Here is a 15,961-nt window from a genome sequence, read left to right as displayed (position 1 = left end):
TCCCCAGTTCGAGTATGGACCTGTCGGGACGGACTGTCGGATATGACGAACTCCGGACGCTGAAGATGCTGGCACTGGCCGGAGCGCTGGGCGGGGAGTCGAAAGTCTCCTGTTCGGGACTGGCTGGCAAACTCGACGCCTCGACACAGACCGCCTCACGGCGTCTCCAGCGTCTCGACGAGGAGGGGCTGGTCGAGCGCGAGATCGTCAGCGACGGCCAGTGGGTCTCGATCACCAGCGAAGGTGAGGCGCTGCTCCAGCGGGAGTACGCACACTACCAGCGCATCTTCGAGTCCCAGGTCGGCGTGACGCTCACGGGCGCGCTCACGAGCGGGATGAACGAGGGCGGCCACTACATCACACTGCCTGGCTATATGCGCCAGTTCACCGAAAAGCTGGGCTACGAACCGTTTGCGGGGACGCTGAACGTCGATCTCGACGCCGAGAGCGTCCGCGAGCGTGCTCGGATGGATGCACTCGATCCGACCGTCATCGAGGGCTGGGAGGACGAGGAACGAACCTACGGGCCGGCCTACTGCTACCCCGCGACGGTCGAGTTCGACGCCGGGACCTACGACCAGGCCCACGTCATCGCACCCGAGCGCACCCATCACGGCGACGACCAGCTCGAAGTGATCGCGCCCGACAAACTCCGCGAGCAATTCGACGCCGACGACGGCGACACCATCACTATCCATGTCCACGAGTGACGATTTCCCCACCGCCGCAGCGAGCATCGACCACGCGATCACCGCGTTCCGCGAGGGCCAGCCGGTCCTCGTCCACGACGCCGCCGACCGAGAGGGCGAGACTGACCTGATCTACCCCGCCGGCGCGGTGACACCCGAGGCGGTCGCCCGGATGCGAAACGACGCCGGTGGATTGGTCTGTGTCGCGCTCGCCGATAGCGTAGCCGCGACCTTCGATCTGCCCTTCGCCCAGGAGCTGCTCGACCATCCGACCGCGGCGGATCACGAACTCGGCTACGACGAGCGCTCGTCGTTCTCGCTGACGGTCAACCACCGCGATACGTACACTGGAATCACCGACGAGGACCGCGCGCTGACGATCACCGCACTCGCCGACGCCGCGGCCGATCCCGCCGACTTCGACTTTGCGGGGTCGTTCCGCTCGCCCGGCCACGTCCACTTGCTCCGGGCCGCGCCCGGATTGCTCGCCGACCGGAAAGGGCACACCGAACTCGGGATCGCGCTCGCCGAGGCTGCTGGCTTGCCGTCGGCGGTCGTCGTCTGTGAGATGCTCGACGACGAGACCGGCCTCGCGCGCTCGCCCGCCGACGCCCGCGAATACGCGGCCGAACACGATCTCGTCTACGTCGAGGGCCGGGATCTGGTCGAGCAGCTTGGTTGAGCGGGTCCCGAGCTGATTCGGGCCGTCACTCTCATTTCTCCGGGTCGGCATTCGTCGCTATGGCTATCGACACCGTCGTCGTCACCGGCGGCAGCGGTACGATCGGGAAGGCCACCCTCGCCGAACTGAACGACCACGGTTTCCAGACTGTGAACTGCAACCGCGGCAAACCTTCGGGCGGGCCCGAAGACGCCTATCGAACCACGGATCTCACCGACCCAGGAGAGGTCTACGGCTCACTCTCCGCCGCCGAACCCGACGCTGTGGTCCACCTGGGGATGCTCCCGACGCCGGATCACCATCCCGAACACGCGGTCTTCGAGAGCAACGCGATGAGTTCCTACTACGTACTCGAAGCTGTCCAGGCGCTCGGCGTCGAGTCAGTGGTGCTGGCGTCGAGTCTCAGCGCGATGGGCGCAGGTTTCGAATCCGAGCCGCTGGCACCCGCGTTTCTGCCGATCGACGAGTCGATCGATCTGACGCCCTCGAACCCCTACGGAATGGGCAAGCAGACTCTGGAGACGGTCGCTGCTGGCTTCGGCCGTCGGGATCGGTCGCCGCGGACGGTCACCTCGTTGCGGTTCCCGTGGGTGACCTCCCGGGAGGAGCAGTGGGAGACGTTCGTCCAGGCCGACCGCCGACTGCAGGGGATCGAGGCCGCGGGCCGGATGCACGCCGACCACAACACGCTCTTTTCGTATCTCGATATCGACGACGCCGCCCGCGCGGTCCGGCTGGCCGCCGAGGCCGACTTCGAGGGCCACGAACCGATCTTCCTCTCTGCGCCGAATACCTCCTGTGAGACGCCGACGAGCGAGGTGATCGAGCGACGCTATCCCGGGGCCGAGGTGCGGACGGACTTCGGGGGCCACGAGGCGCTGATCGACACGCAGCGGGCAGAGGAGGTGCTGGGGTGGGAGCCTCGGAACTCCTGGCGGGAGCTGTAGCTATTCATTTCTACTGTTTCCCGTTGGATTTTTACCGATCGTCTGTCCAGTATCGACTCATGTCGAGCCGACGATCGTATCTCCTCGCGCTTGCAGGTGTTCTCGCTGGCTGTTCGACCGGGGAACGAGAGTCGCCGCCCACCTCCGATCGAACCACAAGGCTGTCAGAGACGCCGACACCGACGACCCGGCGACCGACAGCCCGTTCCACGCCCCAGGAGACACCCGAACCAACGGACACACCACGCCCGTTGCCCGATGAGGAGATCGACGTCCAGCGGCGCACCGCTCGACACCCACGTCTCCGCTGGTCGATGCAACTTTCCGAACCCGTTCAACATCCGCCGGCTCACGATCCGCGAACCGGCCGGGTCTACGTCGGGGCAGGCCCCCCATCGTTCGCACCCGTTGGTTCTGATGACCCCGATCCGTTCGGCGGTGTCGTGGCGTTCGAAAGCACGGACGGCACCGTCGCGTGGCGGTCGGTCACCAGAGCACCCGTCGCGAATCCGCCGTTCGTACACGACGGACGCGTCCACCTCACCACGGCGAGTAATTCATACCGTGATCGGCCCCGAGTCGTCGCGTTCGACCAGGGCGGAACTCGGCAGTGGGAACGAACTGACCTCTTCACGCCTCACTTCGTCGCAGGGCGGGACGGGACAGTGTTCGCAGGCGACAGTACCGACGCGCCCCGCTCCAGCGGCCGGACGCTGTACGCACTCGCTCCCGACGGTTCTATCGAGTGGGAATCCGAGGCCGGCGATGCGATGGGCGCACAACTCGTCGATGGACGATTGCTCTATCGAGCCGGGGTGCAAGCGATGGCCGCATACGATCCCGCGACCGGGGATCGACACTGGCAACGGGAGGGCCGGGGGCTTCGAGCACCGAACGAACCGCCGCTCGTCGCTGGCGGTCACTGTTTCGTCACACCGCCGGAACTCGACGACGAGGGGGCCATCATCGCCCGCTCGGTCGCGACCGGGGCCGAGCAGTGGCGCTACGATCCGCCGTGGACCGACAACTTCGTCCCGACCGCAGTCGCAGCCTTGCCGACGCCAGCCGACGCGGACTATTCGATCGTCTGTACGGAGTACGGCGGGACGGTGTTCGCACTCGACGATACGGGCAGCGAACGCTGGCGTTTCGGGATGGAGGCGACGAACAACGCCGGTCCGATCGTCGGCGAATCGGTCTACGTCACCGACGACACCGCGACCCTGTACGCGCTCGATCCGGCCGACGGGAGCGAGCGCTGGCGACAGTCGGTCCCTGATCTGGCCGCCCCAATCGCGACCGCCGATGGGCCACTGGTGTTCGAGTCGAGCGAGGAGCGATCTGTCTTGCTCTCGTATGGCTCAGATGGGGCTGAACGCTGGCGCTTCGAGAGCGATCGGTTCCTTCACGAACCGATCGTCACCGGTAATCGAGCGTACGCCACCGCTCGTGATGGGTCGGTATTCGCGTTCGATCTATCCTGACCCTGCCACTCGCTCACCCGGGACCGTGAACGTTCTTAACGGTCCCCCTCTTTGGGGAGAGTATGCACGGCGAGACGACATCGCTTGGAGCGTACAGTCGGGGGGTCAATCGATGACAGACCGACCCGAGATGTTCGAGGGCGTCGAGGAGATCTGGATGGACGGCGAGTTCGTCGACTTCGAGGACGCGCAGGTCCACGTCCTGACCCACGCGCTGCACTACGGGACTGGCGTCTTCGAGGGCGTCCGCTGTTACGACACCGCCGAGGGGCCGGCGATCTTCCGCTGGGAGGAACACCTCGATCGCCTGTTCAACTCCGCGGAGGTCTACGACATCGACATCCCCTTCTCGAAACGCGAACTCGACGAGGCGACGCGCGAACTGATCGACCGTGAGGGGCTGCAATCGTGTTACATCCGCCCGATCGCATTCTACGGATACGGTCCGCTCGGGCTCAATCCCGGGAAATCCCCCGAGCAGGTCGCCATTGCGGTCTGGCCGTGGGGCGCGTATCTGGGCGAGGAAGCGCTCGAAGAGGGCGTCGACACCGCCATCTCTTCGTGGCGAAAGTACGCCTCCAGTCAGATCCCGACCAACGCCAAGACGACGGGGACGTACGTCAACAGCGTCCTCGCCAGCCTGGAAGCCAAGGGCAACGGCTACGAGGAGGCGATCGTCCTCAACAAGGAGGGCAACGTCGCCGAGGGCCCCGGCGAGAACCTCTTTCTCGTCCGGGACGGCGAGATCTACACGACTGGACTCGCGGAATCGATCCTCGACGGGATCACCCGCCGTACCGTGATCGAACTCGCCCGAGACATGGGATACACCGTTCACGACGACGCCACCATCTCCCGTGGCGAACTCTATACCGCCGACGAACTGTTCTTCACGGGCACGGCGGCGGAGGTCACACCGATCCGAACTGTCGACGACAACGAGATCGGCAAGGGCACGAAGGGCCCGATCACCGACGAGATTCAGACGCGCTTCTTCGAGGTCGTCGAGGAAGGCGAGCCCGAACGCTGGTTCGACTACGTCTGATCGCCGCTGTCGTCGTCGCTTTTGCCGGCCAGCATCTCCAGGGAGACTTCCTTGTCGTTGGCTTCGCCGAAGCCGGCGCTGAGGATCCGCGTCAGGGCGTCCTCGACGGTCTCGTCGGTCTCTTCGTACTGGTCGGGTTCGACCTCGATGACGAATCCGGTCGTGATGTTCGGCGCTGTGGGTAGAAAGAGCAACTCGCGGCCGTCTGCGGCGCGCTGCCCGGTCTTGAACGCGGTCATCCGCAGGCCGTCCCAGGTCTCGATTTTCACCGGCTCCTGGAGTTCGTCTGTCCCGCCGAGAGCCGTCTCGACGGCCATCTTCGAGGCGTTGTAGACGACTCGAAGACCGGGTAATCTATTCATCAGATCGTCGATCCCGGCCTCGACGAGGGTTCCGATCGCGGTCCGCATGAGATAGCCCACCGAGAACACCATCAGGATGAACACGAAGACGGTCAGCAATACCCGCGTGAACGTGACCGTCCGGGGCGTGACGAGGCCGGCCGGGAGGAACTGTTCGAGTAGCGCCGCGTCGATGAGGACCAGAAACGGCGTCGACGCGATGACGCCGTAGAGGTACGCGATGATGTAGAGCGTGACGATGATCGGGACCAGGATCACCAGTCCGCTCGCGAAATCACGCTTCCAAGTCGCCGACATTACCTGACCCCTCTCGCGGACCAGTAATGAGCCTTGTTTCTTCGCACCGGGATCATCCCGAGAGGAGCGCTCGCGCCGCGAACAGTGCATTCTCCTTTCGCTCGCGCACTCGCCGGTAGAAGTACGACAGCCACTTCCCGCCGTAGGGGACGTACTGCCAGACCGCCCGCTCGCGGGCGAGATCGGTCTGGGCGTCCTCGCGCACGCCCATCAACATTTGGACCTCGTAGGGCGTGCCGTACTCCGCGTGCAACTCGGCGGCGTAGTCGATCATCGCCGGATCGTGACTCCCGACGGCGATCCCCTCCTCGAAGGTCTCGAACATCGTCTCCAGACACGACCGATAGGCCTCGTCGACCCGGGATTTCTCGGTGAAGCCGACGCCTTCGGGCGGGTCGTACGCGCCCTTGACCAGTCGGACTTTTCCGGGGACAGTCGCCAGCACTTCCAGGTCTTTCGGGGTGCGTTCGAGGTTGGCCTGCACGCAGACGCCGACGCCAGCGTCGGACTCGCGGGCCAGTGTCTCGAACGCATCGAGGGTCACGTCGGTCGTCGTGTGATCCTCCATGTCGATCCAGACGAAGACGCCCTCACTCGCTGCTGTCTCGACGATCCGTTCGAGGTTCGCCCGGAAGACGCCTGCCTCGATATCGAGGCCCAGTTGCGAGGGTTTGACCGAGATACAGGCCTCCAGATTCGTGTTCCCGATGTCCTCGACGAGCCGGCAGTAGGTGTCAGTGTCTCTGTCTGCCGGCGGTCTGGAGTGGTAGTGTTCGCCCAGGAGATTCAGTATCGCGCCGACGTCTCGCTGGTTCAACTGTCGGGCGTGTTCGAGGGCCGTCGCTTCCGTCTCGCCCGCGACGAACCGCCGCGCGAGTGGCGGTATCATGACTCGCCCTTGGGGCCGCTTCCGTATAGGGATACTCACTAGAATCGTGTCCGGCTGGTGGAGACGACGAGTTTGGAAAGCCCCCGACTCGCTGACTAGGAACCGGTGACTGCAGCGTTACCAAGCATGGAAAGCCCTCGACTCGCTCGGGGCCGCTAAGCGGGATATTCTCGTTCACTTCGTTCACTCGAATAGAGCCCGCTTAGCGACTCCACTCCGGCCCGAGGCGAGTCTCGCCCTTTCAGTCCACCAGGCTACTACCGCACTGCGACCGCACAGCAGGCCTGCCCTTCCCCGGGTCACTCGGCCGCGCGCAGTTCTGCGCGCGACACTCGTTCCCGGCCACAAGACTGCTGTTGTGGTGCAGTCCCTGGAGGAATGAAAGGGCGAAGCACGTCTTCGAGCGGGCCGCCGGCCCGCTCGAATGGTCTGAGAGAGCTTTGCTCTCTCACTAGTCGCGACGAAAGCGAGACGTGACCCAAGGGAACGTCTCGACAACGCGAACGGGGAGCGAAGCGACCCGTGAGCGAGTGGAGTCGTCTGAGCGGCCCCTATCCGAAGCGACCGCAGGGAGCGAGGATATGTCGCTCAGCGACCGCGAACGTGGTGAGGGCTTTCGAAGAAGTAGCGGCGGGATGGTCTCCGACTCCTAGCGAACGTGGTGAGGGCTTTCGAAGAAGTAGCGGCGGGATGGTCTCCGACTCCTAGCGAGCGTGGAGAGGGCTTTCGAGACGTTGTTGATGACGGCGGCGTTGTTGCATAGCGACCATCTTCCAGAGACGCACCTGAAACCCCGGCCGATTAAGTCGACCCCCGCCAACGAACGTGCTAGATGGAGCCTATCGAGACAGTCGTCGTCGCGTTCTGGGCGATGTTGCCCGCCTACGTCCCGAACAACGCCGCCGTCCTCTTCGGCGGCGGCCGACCGATCGACGCCGGCCGAACCTGGGGCGACCGCCGTCTCCTCGGTGACGGCAAGACCTGGCGCGGGACCCTCGGCGGCACCCTCACGGGCGTCGCCCTCGCCCTCGGCCTCAACGCGATCCAGCCCAGCGCAGCCGACACCCTCGGCTTCGCGATTCCCGAGTTCCCGATCGTCGCCGCGATCACGCTGGCTGGTGGGGCAATGTTGGGAGACATCACGGCCTCGTTTCTCAAGCGCCGGTCGGGCCGTGAGCGCGGTGCGGCCTTCCCGGGACTCGACCAGTTGGATTTCGTCGTCGGCGCCCTCCTCCCGACTGCCCTCGCCGTCCCGGGCTGGTTCGGCGAGACGTTCACAATCCCGGTGCTGGTCGTCGTGATCGTGGTGACCCCGATTTTGCACGTCGGGACGAACGTGATCGCGTACAGACTCGGGCTCAAAGACGAACCCTGGTAGTCGATCGAAGCGGCCGTCGAAAATCGCGAACTGGTGGGCTTTTCACTCCTGGCCGCGGACACCCATGCAATGACCTCTCGCGGCAGGACACTTCGACTCGCGACTCGCGGCTCCGATCTCGCTCTCCGGCAGGCCTACGCGGTCAAAGAGACACTCGAAACCAGACGCCGCTCGGTCGAACTCGTGGAAGTCGAGACCACGGGCGACCAGGTCCGGGACGAACTGATCCACCGCCTCGGCAAGACCGGCGCGTTCGTCCGCAGTCTCGACCAGAAAGTCATGGACGGCGAGGTCGACGCGGCCGTCCACTCGATGAAGGACATGCCGACCGAGATGCCCGAAGAACTCGTCGTCGCGGGCGTCCCCGGCCGCGCCGACGCGGGCGACCTGCTGGTGACGCCCGACGGCAAGACCCTCGACGAACTCCCCGAAGGCGCAGTCGTCGGGACGTCCAGCCTGCGCCGCGGCGCACAACTGCAGGCCGAACGGCCCGACCTCGATATCGAACCGCTCCGGGGCAACGTCGACACGCGACTCCAGAAATTGCTCGCGCCGGGGCTCCAGCGCGAACACGAGGACCGGAGCGACGCCGACAAGGAAGGTAAAGAAAAGGTCGACGACGAGGACTACGAGTTCCCCTACGACCGCACGGTCGAGGAGTGGTTCGACGACCTCGCGGAGATCGAACGGCTCGCGCTCGAACGCGATGTCGACGTCGCGTACGACGCCATCGTCCTCGCCGCGGCGGGCCTCGACCGGATCGGCCTTCGCCACCACGTCCATGCCACGGAACTCGATCCCGAGCGGTTCGTCCCCGCGCCTGGGCAGGGCGCACTCGCAGTCACCGCACTCGACGGCGAGACGGCCGAGGAGATCAACGACGCCATCGATCACCCGCCGACCAGAGTCGCGACTACAGTCGAGCGCACGGTTCTGGCGACGCTGGGCGGTGGCTGTATCGCGCCCATCGGCGTCCACGCGACCCTTCAGGGGAGTGTCGTCCGTGTGACGGCTCGGGTCTTGAGCCAGGATGGCAGCGAGGAGGTCGCGGCGACCAGGGACCTGCCGGCCCATCGCCATCCGAAAGCAGCCCGCGAGTTCGCCGACGACCTCCGCGAAGAGGGCGCGGCCGAGTTGATCGAACAGGCCACCCGAGAAGCCGAGGAGACGGACACTGCGGCCCGCGGCGGGGAGGCAGACGAGGAATGAGCGACGCCGGTGAGCGAGGCAAAGTCTACCTCGTCGGGAGCGGTCCCGGCGATCCCGAGTACCTCACGGTGAAGGCGCGCCGCCTGCTCCGTGAGGCCGACGTCGTCCTCCACGACAAGCTCCCGGGTCCGAACATCATCGCGCTCATTCCAGAGCACGCCCGCGTCGACGTTGGAAAGCGCGCCCACGGCGAGCGCACGCCCCAGTCGGCGATCAACCTCGCGATGGTCGAACACGCCCGCGAGGGCAAGACTGTCGTCCGACTCAAGGGCGGCGATCCCACCGTCTTCGCCCGCGGTGGCGAGGAGATGACCTACCTCGCCGAGCACGGCATCCCCTTCGAGATCGTCCCCGGGATGACTTCGGCCATCGCCGGCCCCGGGGTCGCTGGCATCCCGATCACCCACCGCGACTACGCTTCCAGCGTGACGATCGTCACTGGCCACGAAGACCCCACGAAAGACGAGTCAGCGGTCGACTGGGAGACACTCGCAGCGGCCGGCGGTACCATCGTCGTCCTGATGGGTGTCACCCGTCTCCCACAGTACACCCAGGCGCTGATCGACGCCGGGATGGACCCCGAGACGCCGGTGGCGATGGTCGAACGTGCGACCTGGCCCGACCAGCAGGTCGCCACTGGCACACTCGAAACGATCGTCGAGGCCCGCGACGAGGTGGGGATCACTCCACCTGCGCTGACGATCATCGGCGGGGTCGCGGGTATCCGCGAAGACGTACGCAATTCCCTGGAGGGAAACGATGACTGACCCAGATCCACGACTCCGCGTTGCGGTATTTCGACCGGACGACGACCGACTCGAAGACGCTGTCGAACTGCTCGACTCACTGGGCGCGACACCCGTCGCCGACCCGATGCTCGAAGTCCGGCCCGCCGACGCTTCCCCCCGAGATGATGCCGACTTCGTCGTCTTCACGAGCAAGACCGGCGTCGAACTCGTCGCCGATTCGGGGTGGACGCCCGGCGAGTCGACCGTCTGTGCCATCGGCGAGTCGACGGCCGCCGCACTCCGAGCGGCCGGCTACACCGTCGACATCGTCCCCGAGACCTACACCTCTGCGGGGCTGGTCGCGGCTCTCGACGGCAGGGTCGACGGACAACTCGTCGAAGTCGCCCGTAGCGACCACGGCAGCACCGTATTGATCGAGGGGTTGTTCGACGCCGGCGCCTATGTCCACGAGACAGTGCTCTATCGTCTGGTCCGTCCCGAGGGGGCCGGCGAGTCGGCCGCCCTCGCGGCCGCGGGCGACCTGGACGTCGCACTGTTCACGTCATCGCTCACCGTTGAGCACTTCCTCGAGGCCGCGGCCGAACGGGGGGTTCGGGAGGCAGCCGTCGCCGGCCTGAACGAGGCCGTCGTGGGAACGATCGGCGCTCCGACCCGCGAGACGGCCGCGAGCCACGGCATCGACGTCGACGTCGTTCCCGAGAATGCGGACTTCGAGGAACTGGCCTGTGCGGCCGTCGAGCAAGCTTCGCCGACCTTTCACGATTGAATCCGTCCCACTGCTTTTGCTGATCCGGGCTCGAGTCACTGTATGCCCACTTCGACCGGCCACATCGAGCGGGTCCGTGACTCGCCCGTCGCCGTGGCCGCGCTCGCCGTCGCCGTCTTCGCCGTCCTCGTGGCGCTGCTGGTGACCCAGATCGGGGCGCCACCAGTCGAGGCCTGGTACACCACCGGCGTCGCCGCCATCGTCCTGCTGCTGGTCGGGTACGACTGGTACAGCAGGCGGTCCTCGTGAGCGCGTCTCGACACACGAATAAGCGTCGGCCCCGAACTCCCGGGGACCAACGACGCGGTCGGCGACCGACCGCGCACCCCCTCAATCCATGAACGTCGGTGTAATCGGCGCGGGCATCTCGGGACTGGCAACGACACACGAACTCCGCGAGCGCGGCGCGGGCGTCGAGACCTTCGAGGCCACGGGAGAGCCGGGCGGCGTCATGCAGAGCTGTCAGGTCGACGGACACCTCCTCGAACTCGGCCCGCAGCGCCTGCGCGGGTCGAAACTCATCGAGGACTGGATCGACGAGTTCGACCTCCGCAGGCAGCGCTTCGAGGGCCACGACGACCAGCCACTCTACATCCTGCGCGACGGGAAATTACGGGTCGCTCCCCTCTCCATACGCGAGGCGATCACGACCGATCTCATCTCCTGGCGCGGCAAGGCCCGGCTCCTGGCCGAACCCCTCACTGCGCCGGCTCAGGCTGACGAGAGCGTCGAGTCGCTGTTCTCGCGGAAGTTCGGCGAGGAGGCTGCTCGAACGCTGTTTTGCCCGCTCTACACCGGCCTCTACGGCGCGAACGCCGACAAGATGCTGGTCCGCCACTCCGTCGGGAAGGCACTGGACCGCCACGGGATCGATCGCTCGATCCTGCTGGCGATCGCTCGCAAGCTGATCGACGGAATCGACGTGCCGCCGATCGTCTCCTTCGAGGACGGCCTCCAGATCCTCCCCGAAGCCATCGCCGAGCGCTACAGCGACTCGATCCACTTCGAGACGCCCGTCGAAGCCGTCCGCGAGGACGGCGATGGGTTCGAGATCGAGACAAGCGACGGGACCACCGCGGTCGATCGGGTCGTCGTGACCACACCCGCACCGGTCACCGCCGACATCCTCGACCCACTCGACAGCCGCCTCGCCGACGTCATCGGTGATCTCACGTACAACCCCCTGGCGGTAGTGCACCTCGAATCCGCGTACGACCGCGAGGGCCACGGCTGTCAGATCCTCGACAGCGAGGGTTACGAGACACTGGGGATGACCTGGAACGCCAGCATGCTCGACAGGGAGGGCGTCTTCACTTCCTATCTCGGCGGGTCGCGCTCGCCCGAGATCGTCGCGGAGAGCGACGAACCACTGGGTGAGCTGGCCGCCCGTGAGTTCGAGGCGATCACCGAGGTCTCTGCAGAACCGCTGCACGTCGCACGCTGGGACCCCGGGATGCCGGCCTACGATCGAACCTGGGACGCACTGGAGCGCACGTCATTCCCCGAGGGCGTCCACGTGTGTGCCACCTTCGCCGAACGGGCCGGCATTCCGGGCCGTCTTCGGGACGCCCAGCGGACGGCCGAGGCCGTGCTGGACGCCTAGTCGTCGTTCGACTCGCCGTCGTCTCTTTCGTCTTCCGAATCTTCTCTCGCGCGGAGCCACAGCGCGACGGCCGTGATTGCGACTGCCAGCACGGCCACGACGACGAGCAGGAGCACACGCCCGGAACTGCCGTCGCCGGCGGCCTGGTCGGGTGCCATGGTCGTGATCACTCTCCGGAATGGGAAACGATTAATCGAGCGTCGGAGAAAGAGACTCCAAGCCCGCTGCTAGTGGACTGGCGGCGCTTCCCGACTACCGATGACTGACGCCACGAACGATCCGAACACGCTGGACGCGACGCCAACGGAAGCCGCCACCGACGGCTATAACTATGAGTTTCTCGTCGACGCCGGCTATTTCGACGACCCGTCTTCGGATACGGTATCGTACGGCTCCGACTACGATGTCGAGTACCGCCGCAGTAGTCGTGGCCCCGTTCGAATCGCGTACTTCGAACTCCCGATGGCGGACGTTCCGCAGGATATGCCGGCGACGATCGTCCGTCGACTGAAGCGACACACTCGTCTGCAATACGTCTGGTTCTCCGACCCGGAGACCCGTCGTGTCCGAGTCTTTCGTGCCTCCCGCGGCAACTTCCAGTTCAGCTACACGCCCGCGGTTCACACGGGGGCGACGGCCCAGCGCAAACTCGAAAAGCTGGACCGTGTCCCCGATGACATCGACGCCCTCTTCGACTACTCGGCGGTCGTCGACCGGTTCTACCGGGAACTTTGGGATCACCGGTCACACCTCGCGGACGCGCTCACGACGACGACCGGCGACGAACTCGGCGAGCGAGAGGCACTGCTGGCTGCCCAGCGGATCATCGACCGTCTCGTCTTCCTCTACTTCCTCGTCGATCGTGGTGTCGTCGTCCCCGTCGACGACGCCGGTGAGATGGTCCCCGAGCGAACGGACAGTATCTTCGAGACGCTCGTGAGCGAACACGAGGACGTCTGGGCGCTGCTTCGGACCGTCTTCTTCGAGCGGTTGACCGACCGCAACGCCGACGACGTCCCGTTGACCGACACCTCCCGCCTCCACGTCCCGTACCTCGACGGCGGGCTCTTCCAGCCTGCTGCTCTCACCACGACGGATGGGACGGTCGTCTCTGAGGACCAGGCCCTCCTCGTCGAGGGGTTCGACTGGGGCGCGCTCGTCAGCAAACTCAACGAGTACGACTGGCGTCTGGACGGGCTCGAACAGGTGGACGAAGACGACGCTGAGACGGCTGGGACCCTCACCCCTGCCGTCCTGGGATACATCTTCGAAAAGTTCGTGATCTCGGTGAGTAAGATCGGCGAGGACGTCACCCTCGGCGATCTGGACGCCTCGGAGCGAGATGACCTCCTCTCGGAGGGCAACAGCGACGTCGGCGCGTACTACACCGGCGACGACATCACCGACTTCAAGGCTCGCCGTGCGCTGTGGGAAGGACTTCGTGAGAAGATAGACGACGACCTCGACGACGGCACCGCCCCGGCAGCGCTCGACCCCGCGGATCTCTACCGGCCCGGCGAGGATCGACACGAAGCGGTCGAATCCGAGCAGCAGGACGGATTCGACGTCCTCTACGAGGCGTACAGTTCGTCTCCAGCCGTCCTGGAGTACCTGGATTCGAAGCTCCGACAGTTGCGCGTGTGTGATCCCGCAGTCGGGAGTGGCTCGTTCGCGCTCGCGGTGGCGAACACGCTGTTCGAGTGGCGCTCGATGTGCCGGCCCGAGACGGACGCGTCTGTCCTCCGTCGACAGATCGTCACCCGGAACGTCTTCGGCGTCGACATTCTGGAGGGCGCGACGGAGATCTGCAAGCTTCGGCTGTGGCTATGGGTGCTCAGCGCGACGTCAGTCGACACGGCCGACGGCGCACCCGTCACCGACCGTGCGGAGATTCCACCGCTCCCGGACGTCACGTTCAACATCCGGACCGGCGACAGTCTCCTCGGACTCACCGAGATTGGCCAGCAACACGCCCTGGAATCTTCCGCCATAGAGAGTCGACTCCGCCAGTACGGCGAGGACGTTCGAGCGCAACGCGACGCCAGCGGCTCTCCCAGAGAGACACAGCGAGACCTCGACCGCCGGTACGAGAGCTTGAAAGAGACGCTCGACGAGCGCTACGCCAACACGCAGCGCGATTCGGACGACAGCCCGCTCACGATCCCCGACTCCGTCGAGACCGCCGATGCGGCCTGGGAGAGCCTGCACGTAACGCCGCGGTCTTCGACGACGCTCAGCGTCGAAATTCCTGGCGGGATTCCCGACCCGATCGACGACTATCTCGACGGCCGCGGGTTCACCACCTACACGTACAAGGCGCGATTGGACAGCCCGACACTCGACGAGCACGGTGTCGGGTCGATCTTCGACACCCTTCGTGAGCACTTCTCGGACCCTGACGACTGGCGTGTTCTCGTCGAACGCGAGTACGCCGGCTGGGACTTCCGAGAAGAGAACCTGGACGCGTGTCACTGGCCGCTGGAATTCCCGCTCGTCTTCCTCGAGAACGGCGGGTTCGACGTCGTCATCAGCAACCCTCCCTACGGGGCGTCACTGCGTCCCGAAGCCGAACCCCTGTTGAACAACGCGGCCAACTACGAGTGCCAGGGGACCAGTGACTCCTGTGAGTGGTTCTACGAACGGGCCCTCGATCTCGTTCACGACGACGGTGTCGTCTCGTACATCGTCACCAAGAGCATCGCCTTCTACAGCTCGTGGTCGGACATCCGAGCGCGACTGCTGGAAGAAACCGAACTCACGCACGTCTTCGACGTCGGTCTCGGGTTCGTCGGTGTCAATCTCGAAACCATCGCGCTCGTCCACACCCTCGGCAGTGACGGCCGGTCGAGTTCCCCGACAGTGCATCGGAGTAGCGATCTTCGGAACACGACCGCGAACCAGCCAGTCCACCTCGGGTGGGTCGATCAGGCGTTCATGCTGGACTCGAACACGATCATCTTCCGACCGATCACCGACGACCAGAGCGACGTGCTGGAACGCCTGCGCGCTCACGGCCGTCGTCTCGGCGACGTGATGTCGACCGGAGATACCACGAGACAGTTGTACATCCCCGACAGCAACAAGCAGCAGCTGGACGACGGAGACGACCACTACATCAACAAGAACCCCTGGGTCCAGGAGTTCTACCTGGAGGACATCTGGCACAGAGACCTCAGCGACTACCGGGAGTCCGTCACCGAATACGCCGTCCCGCGCGTCATGTTGAAGGTACTCCGGGGCACCCGACTCCGGGCGTGGCTCGACCCAAACGGTGAGGTGGTCGGGACGGAGAAGCTCGTCAACGTCCCGCTCGAAGACAGTCGTCCCGAGGAAATCGCGTTCGTGTACGCGGCTCTCAATCATCCGTGTGCGTCGTACTACCTGCAGAAAGCGATCTTCTCGGAGACGACCGAGAGCGCACGAGTGATGGACGGACAATACTCGAAACCGATTCCGATCCCCGAGGTGTCCGCTCCCGCCGAAACCGCAGTGGCACGGCTCGCGTGGACGCTCACACTGGCCAGACAGCTCGACTTCGATTCCGATCGCGCGCTCTCCGAACAGGTGCAGACCCTCCAGACTGGCCTGAACGCGATCCTCAGCGCACTGTATCTGAATATTCACACGGAGGCAGCCGAGCGCTGGTGTGACACCCTCGACGGTACGGACGTTCCGACTGTTCGAGCGTTGTTCGAACGATTCTACACCGAACGATTCGCCACTGCGGAGGGCACTCCAGAACAGTACTGGGACGACATCGAAGCAATCGTGAACTCGACGGTCGAAACCGTCGCTCAGTGGAACACTGCACAGATTTCGAACGCCCACGAAGTCGCGGTCGTCGAGGACATCCTCTGACCA

At 65.2% G+C, this 15,961-nt stretch carries 15 protein-coding genes; 12 read left to right on the top strand and 3 right to left on the bottom strand.

Going from position 1 to position 15,961, the window contains the following annotated elements; genetic code table 11:
• The first annotated feature begins 14 nt into the window (after window positions 1-14).
• The 5 genes from DV733_RS03105 (at window position 15) to DV733_RS03085 (ending at window position 4,847) form a co-directional block, all read left to right on the top strand.
• Window positions 15-710 carry a DUF120 domain-containing protein gene (locus DV733_RS03105; protein WP_049993734.1) on the top strand — a complete coding sequence of 232 codons (696 nt, stop codon included), beginning with the start codon at window positions 15-17 and terminating at the stop codon, window positions 708-710.
• The gene (gene ribB / locus DV733_RS03100; protein ID WP_049993733.1) at window positions 697-1,371 is read left to right on the top strand and encodes a 3,4-dihydroxy-2-butanone-4-phosphate synthase; all 675 of its coding nucleotides are present in this window, start codon (window positions 697-699) and stop codon (window positions 1,369-1,371) included. Before DV733_RS03105 ends, ribB begins: the two co-directional genes overlap by 14 nt.
• Window positions 1,372-1,430: 59 nt before the next feature.
• Entirely contained in the window at window positions 1,431-2,318 is an 888-nt protein-coding gene (locus DV733_RS03095; protein WP_049993732.1) for an NAD-dependent epimerase/dehydratase family protein, read from the top strand.
• A gap of 59 nt (window positions 2,319-2,377) precedes the next feature.
• A complete protein-coding gene (locus DV733_RS03090) occupies window positions 2,378-3,802 on the top strand; it encodes an outer membrane protein assembly factor BamB family protein (RefSeq protein WP_049993731.1) in 1,425 nt (474 codons plus the stop codon).
• A gap of 112 nt (window positions 3,803-3,914) precedes the next feature.
• Window positions 3,915-4,847: a branched-chain amino acid transaminase gene (locus DV733_RS03085; protein WP_079979413.1), complete on the top strand. Its 933-nt coding sequence runs from the start codon at window positions 3,915-3,917 to the stop codon at window positions 4,845-4,847.
• Here the strand turns inward: DV733_RS03085 and DV733_RS03080 are convergent.
• A complete protein-coding gene (locus DV733_RS03080; RefSeq protein ID WP_049993730.1) occupies window positions 4,838-5,506 on the bottom strand; it encodes a DUF502 domain-containing protein in 669 nt (222 codons plus the stop codon). The genes DV733_RS03085 and DV733_RS03080 overlap by 10 nt on opposite strands.
• A gap of 52 nt (window positions 5,507-5,558) precedes the next feature.
• Complete coding sequence (locus tag DV733_RS03075) at window positions 5,559-6,395, bottom strand: proline dehydrogenase family protein (protein ID WP_049993729.1); 837 nt, start codon at window positions 6,393-6,395, stop codon at window positions 5,559-5,561.
• A gap of 832 nt (window positions 6,396-7,227) precedes the next feature.
• Here DV733_RS03075 and DV733_RS03070 point away from each other — a divergent pair.
• The 6 genes from DV733_RS03070 to hemG all read left to right on the top strand — a co-directional run bounded on the left by DV733_RS03070 (window position 7,228) and on the right by hemG (window position 12,100).
• Window positions 7,228-7,773, top strand: coding sequence for a CDP-2,3-bis-(O-geranylgeranyl)-sn-glycerol synthase (locus tag DV733_RS03070; protein ID WP_049993728.1), 546 nt, complete (start codon window positions 7,228-7,230; stop codon window positions 7,771-7,773).
• Window positions 7,774-7,842: 69 nt separating this feature from the next.
• Window positions 7,843-8,982 (top strand): hydroxymethylbilane synthase, encoded by a 1,140-nt coding sequence (hemC, locus tag DV733_RS03065; RefSeq protein WP_049993727.1) that lies wholly within the window; start codon window positions 7,843-7,845, stop codon window positions 8,980-8,982.
• A complete protein-coding gene (gene cobA, locus DV733_RS03060; RefSeq protein ID WP_049993726.1) occupies window positions 8,979-9,749 on the top strand; it encodes a uroporphyrinogen-III C-methyltransferase in 771 nt (256 codons plus the stop codon). Before hemC ends, cobA begins: the two co-directional genes overlap by 4 nt.
• The gene (locus DV733_RS03055) at window positions 9,742-10,497 is read left to right on the top strand and encodes a uroporphyrinogen-III synthase (protein ID WP_049993725.1); all 756 of its coding nucleotides are present in this window, start codon (window positions 9,742-9,744) and stop codon (window positions 10,495-10,497) included. Before cobA ends, DV733_RS03055 begins: the two co-directional genes overlap by 8 nt.
• 42 nt (window positions 10,498-10,539) lie before the next feature.
• A complete protein-coding gene (locus tag DV733_RS03050; protein ID WP_049993724.1) occupies window positions 10,540-10,746 on the top strand; it encodes a hypothetical protein in 207 nt (68 codons plus the stop codon).
• An 88-nt stretch (window positions 10,747-10,834) separates the two neighbouring features.
• Complete coding sequence (gene hemG / locus DV733_RS03045) at window positions 10,835-12,100, top strand: protoporphyrinogen oxidase (RefSeq protein WP_049993723.1); 1,266 nt, start codon at window positions 10,835-10,837, stop codon at window positions 12,098-12,100.
• On the opposite strand, the gene DV733_RS17025 is transcribed toward hemG, so the two are convergent.
• Window positions 12,097-12,258: a hypothetical protein gene (locus DV733_RS17025; RefSeq protein ID WP_154019523.1), complete on the bottom strand. Its 162-nt coding sequence runs from the start codon at window positions 12,256-12,258 to the stop codon at window positions 12,097-12,099. The two genes, hemG and DV733_RS17025, sit on opposite strands and share 4 nt — an antisense overlap.
• 100 nt (window positions 12,259-12,358) lie before the next feature.
• On the opposite strand from DV733_RS17025, the gene DV733_RS03040 reads away from it, so the two are divergent.
• On the top strand, window positions 12,359-15,958 hold the full coding sequence (locus DV733_RS03040) for an Eco57I restriction-modification methylase domain-containing protein (RefSeq protein ID WP_049993722.1): 3,600 nt from the start codon (window positions 12,359-12,361) through the stop codon (window positions 15,956-15,958).
• Window positions 15,959-15,961 lie beyond the last annotated feature (3 nt).

The organism is Halapricum salinum, assembly GCF_004799665.1.
In the GTDB taxonomy this organism is placed as follows: domain Archaea; phylum Halobacteriota; class Halobacteria; order Halobacteriales; family Haloarculaceae; genus Halapricum; species Halapricum salinum.
This window is presented reverse-complemented; position numbering and strand designations above follow the sequence as displayed.

Coding starts and splice junctions, on each gene's coding strand:
- DV733_RS17025 (WP_154019523.1), bottom strand. CDS start 12,258: ATGGCACCCGACCAGGCCGCCGGCGACGGCAGTTCCGGGCGTGTGCTC.
- DV733_RS03055 (WP_049993725.1), top strand. CDS start 9,742: ATGACTGACCCAGATCCACGACTCCGCGTTGCGGTATTTCGACCGGAC.
- DV733_RS03095 (WP_049993732.1), top strand. CDS start 1,431: ATGGCTATCGACACCGTCGTCGTCACCGGCGGCAGCGGTACGATCGGG.
- DV733_RS03050 (WP_049993724.1), top strand. CDS start 10,540: ATGCCCACTTCGACCGGCCACATCGAGCGGGTCCGTGACTCGCCCGTC.
- DV733_RS03085 (WP_079979413.1), top strand. CDS start 3,915: ATGACAGACCGACCCGAGATGTTCGAGGGCGTCGAGGAGATCTGGATG.
- hemG (WP_049993723.1), top strand. CDS start 10,835: ATGAACGTCGGTGTAATCGGCGCGGGCATCTCGGGACTGGCAACGACA.
- DV733_RS03040 (WP_049993722.1), top strand. CDS start 12,359: ATGACTGACGCCACGAACGATCCGAACACGCTGGACGCGACGCCAACG.
- DV733_RS03090 (WP_049993731.1), top strand. CDS start 2,378: ATGTCGAGCCGACGATCGTATCTCCTCGCGCTTGCAGGTGTTCTCGCT.
- DV733_RS03075 (WP_049993729.1), bottom strand. CDS start 6,395: ATGATACCGCCACTCGCGCGGCGGTTCGTCGCGGGCGAGACGGAAGCG.
- hemC (WP_049993727.1), top strand. CDS start 7,843: ATGACCTCTCGCGGCAGGACACTTCGACTCGCGACTCGCGGCTCCGAT.
- ribB (WP_049993733.1), top strand. CDS start 697: ATGTCCACGAGTGACGATTTCCCCACCGCCGCAGCGAGCATCGACCAC.
- DV733_RS03070 (WP_049993728.1), top strand. CDS start 7,228: ATGGAGCCTATCGAGACAGTCGTCGTCGCGTTCTGGGCGATGTTGCCC.
- DV733_RS03080 (WP_049993730.1), bottom strand. CDS start 5,506: ATGTCGGCGACTTGGAAGCGTGATTTCGCGAGCGGACTGGTGATCCTG.
- cobA (WP_049993726.1), top strand. CDS start 8,979: ATGAGCGACGCCGGTGAGCGAGGCAAAGTCTACCTCGTCGGGAGCGGT.
- DV733_RS03105 (WP_049993734.1), top strand. CDS start 15: ATGGACCTGTCGGGACGGACTGTCGGATATGACGAACTCCGGACGCTG.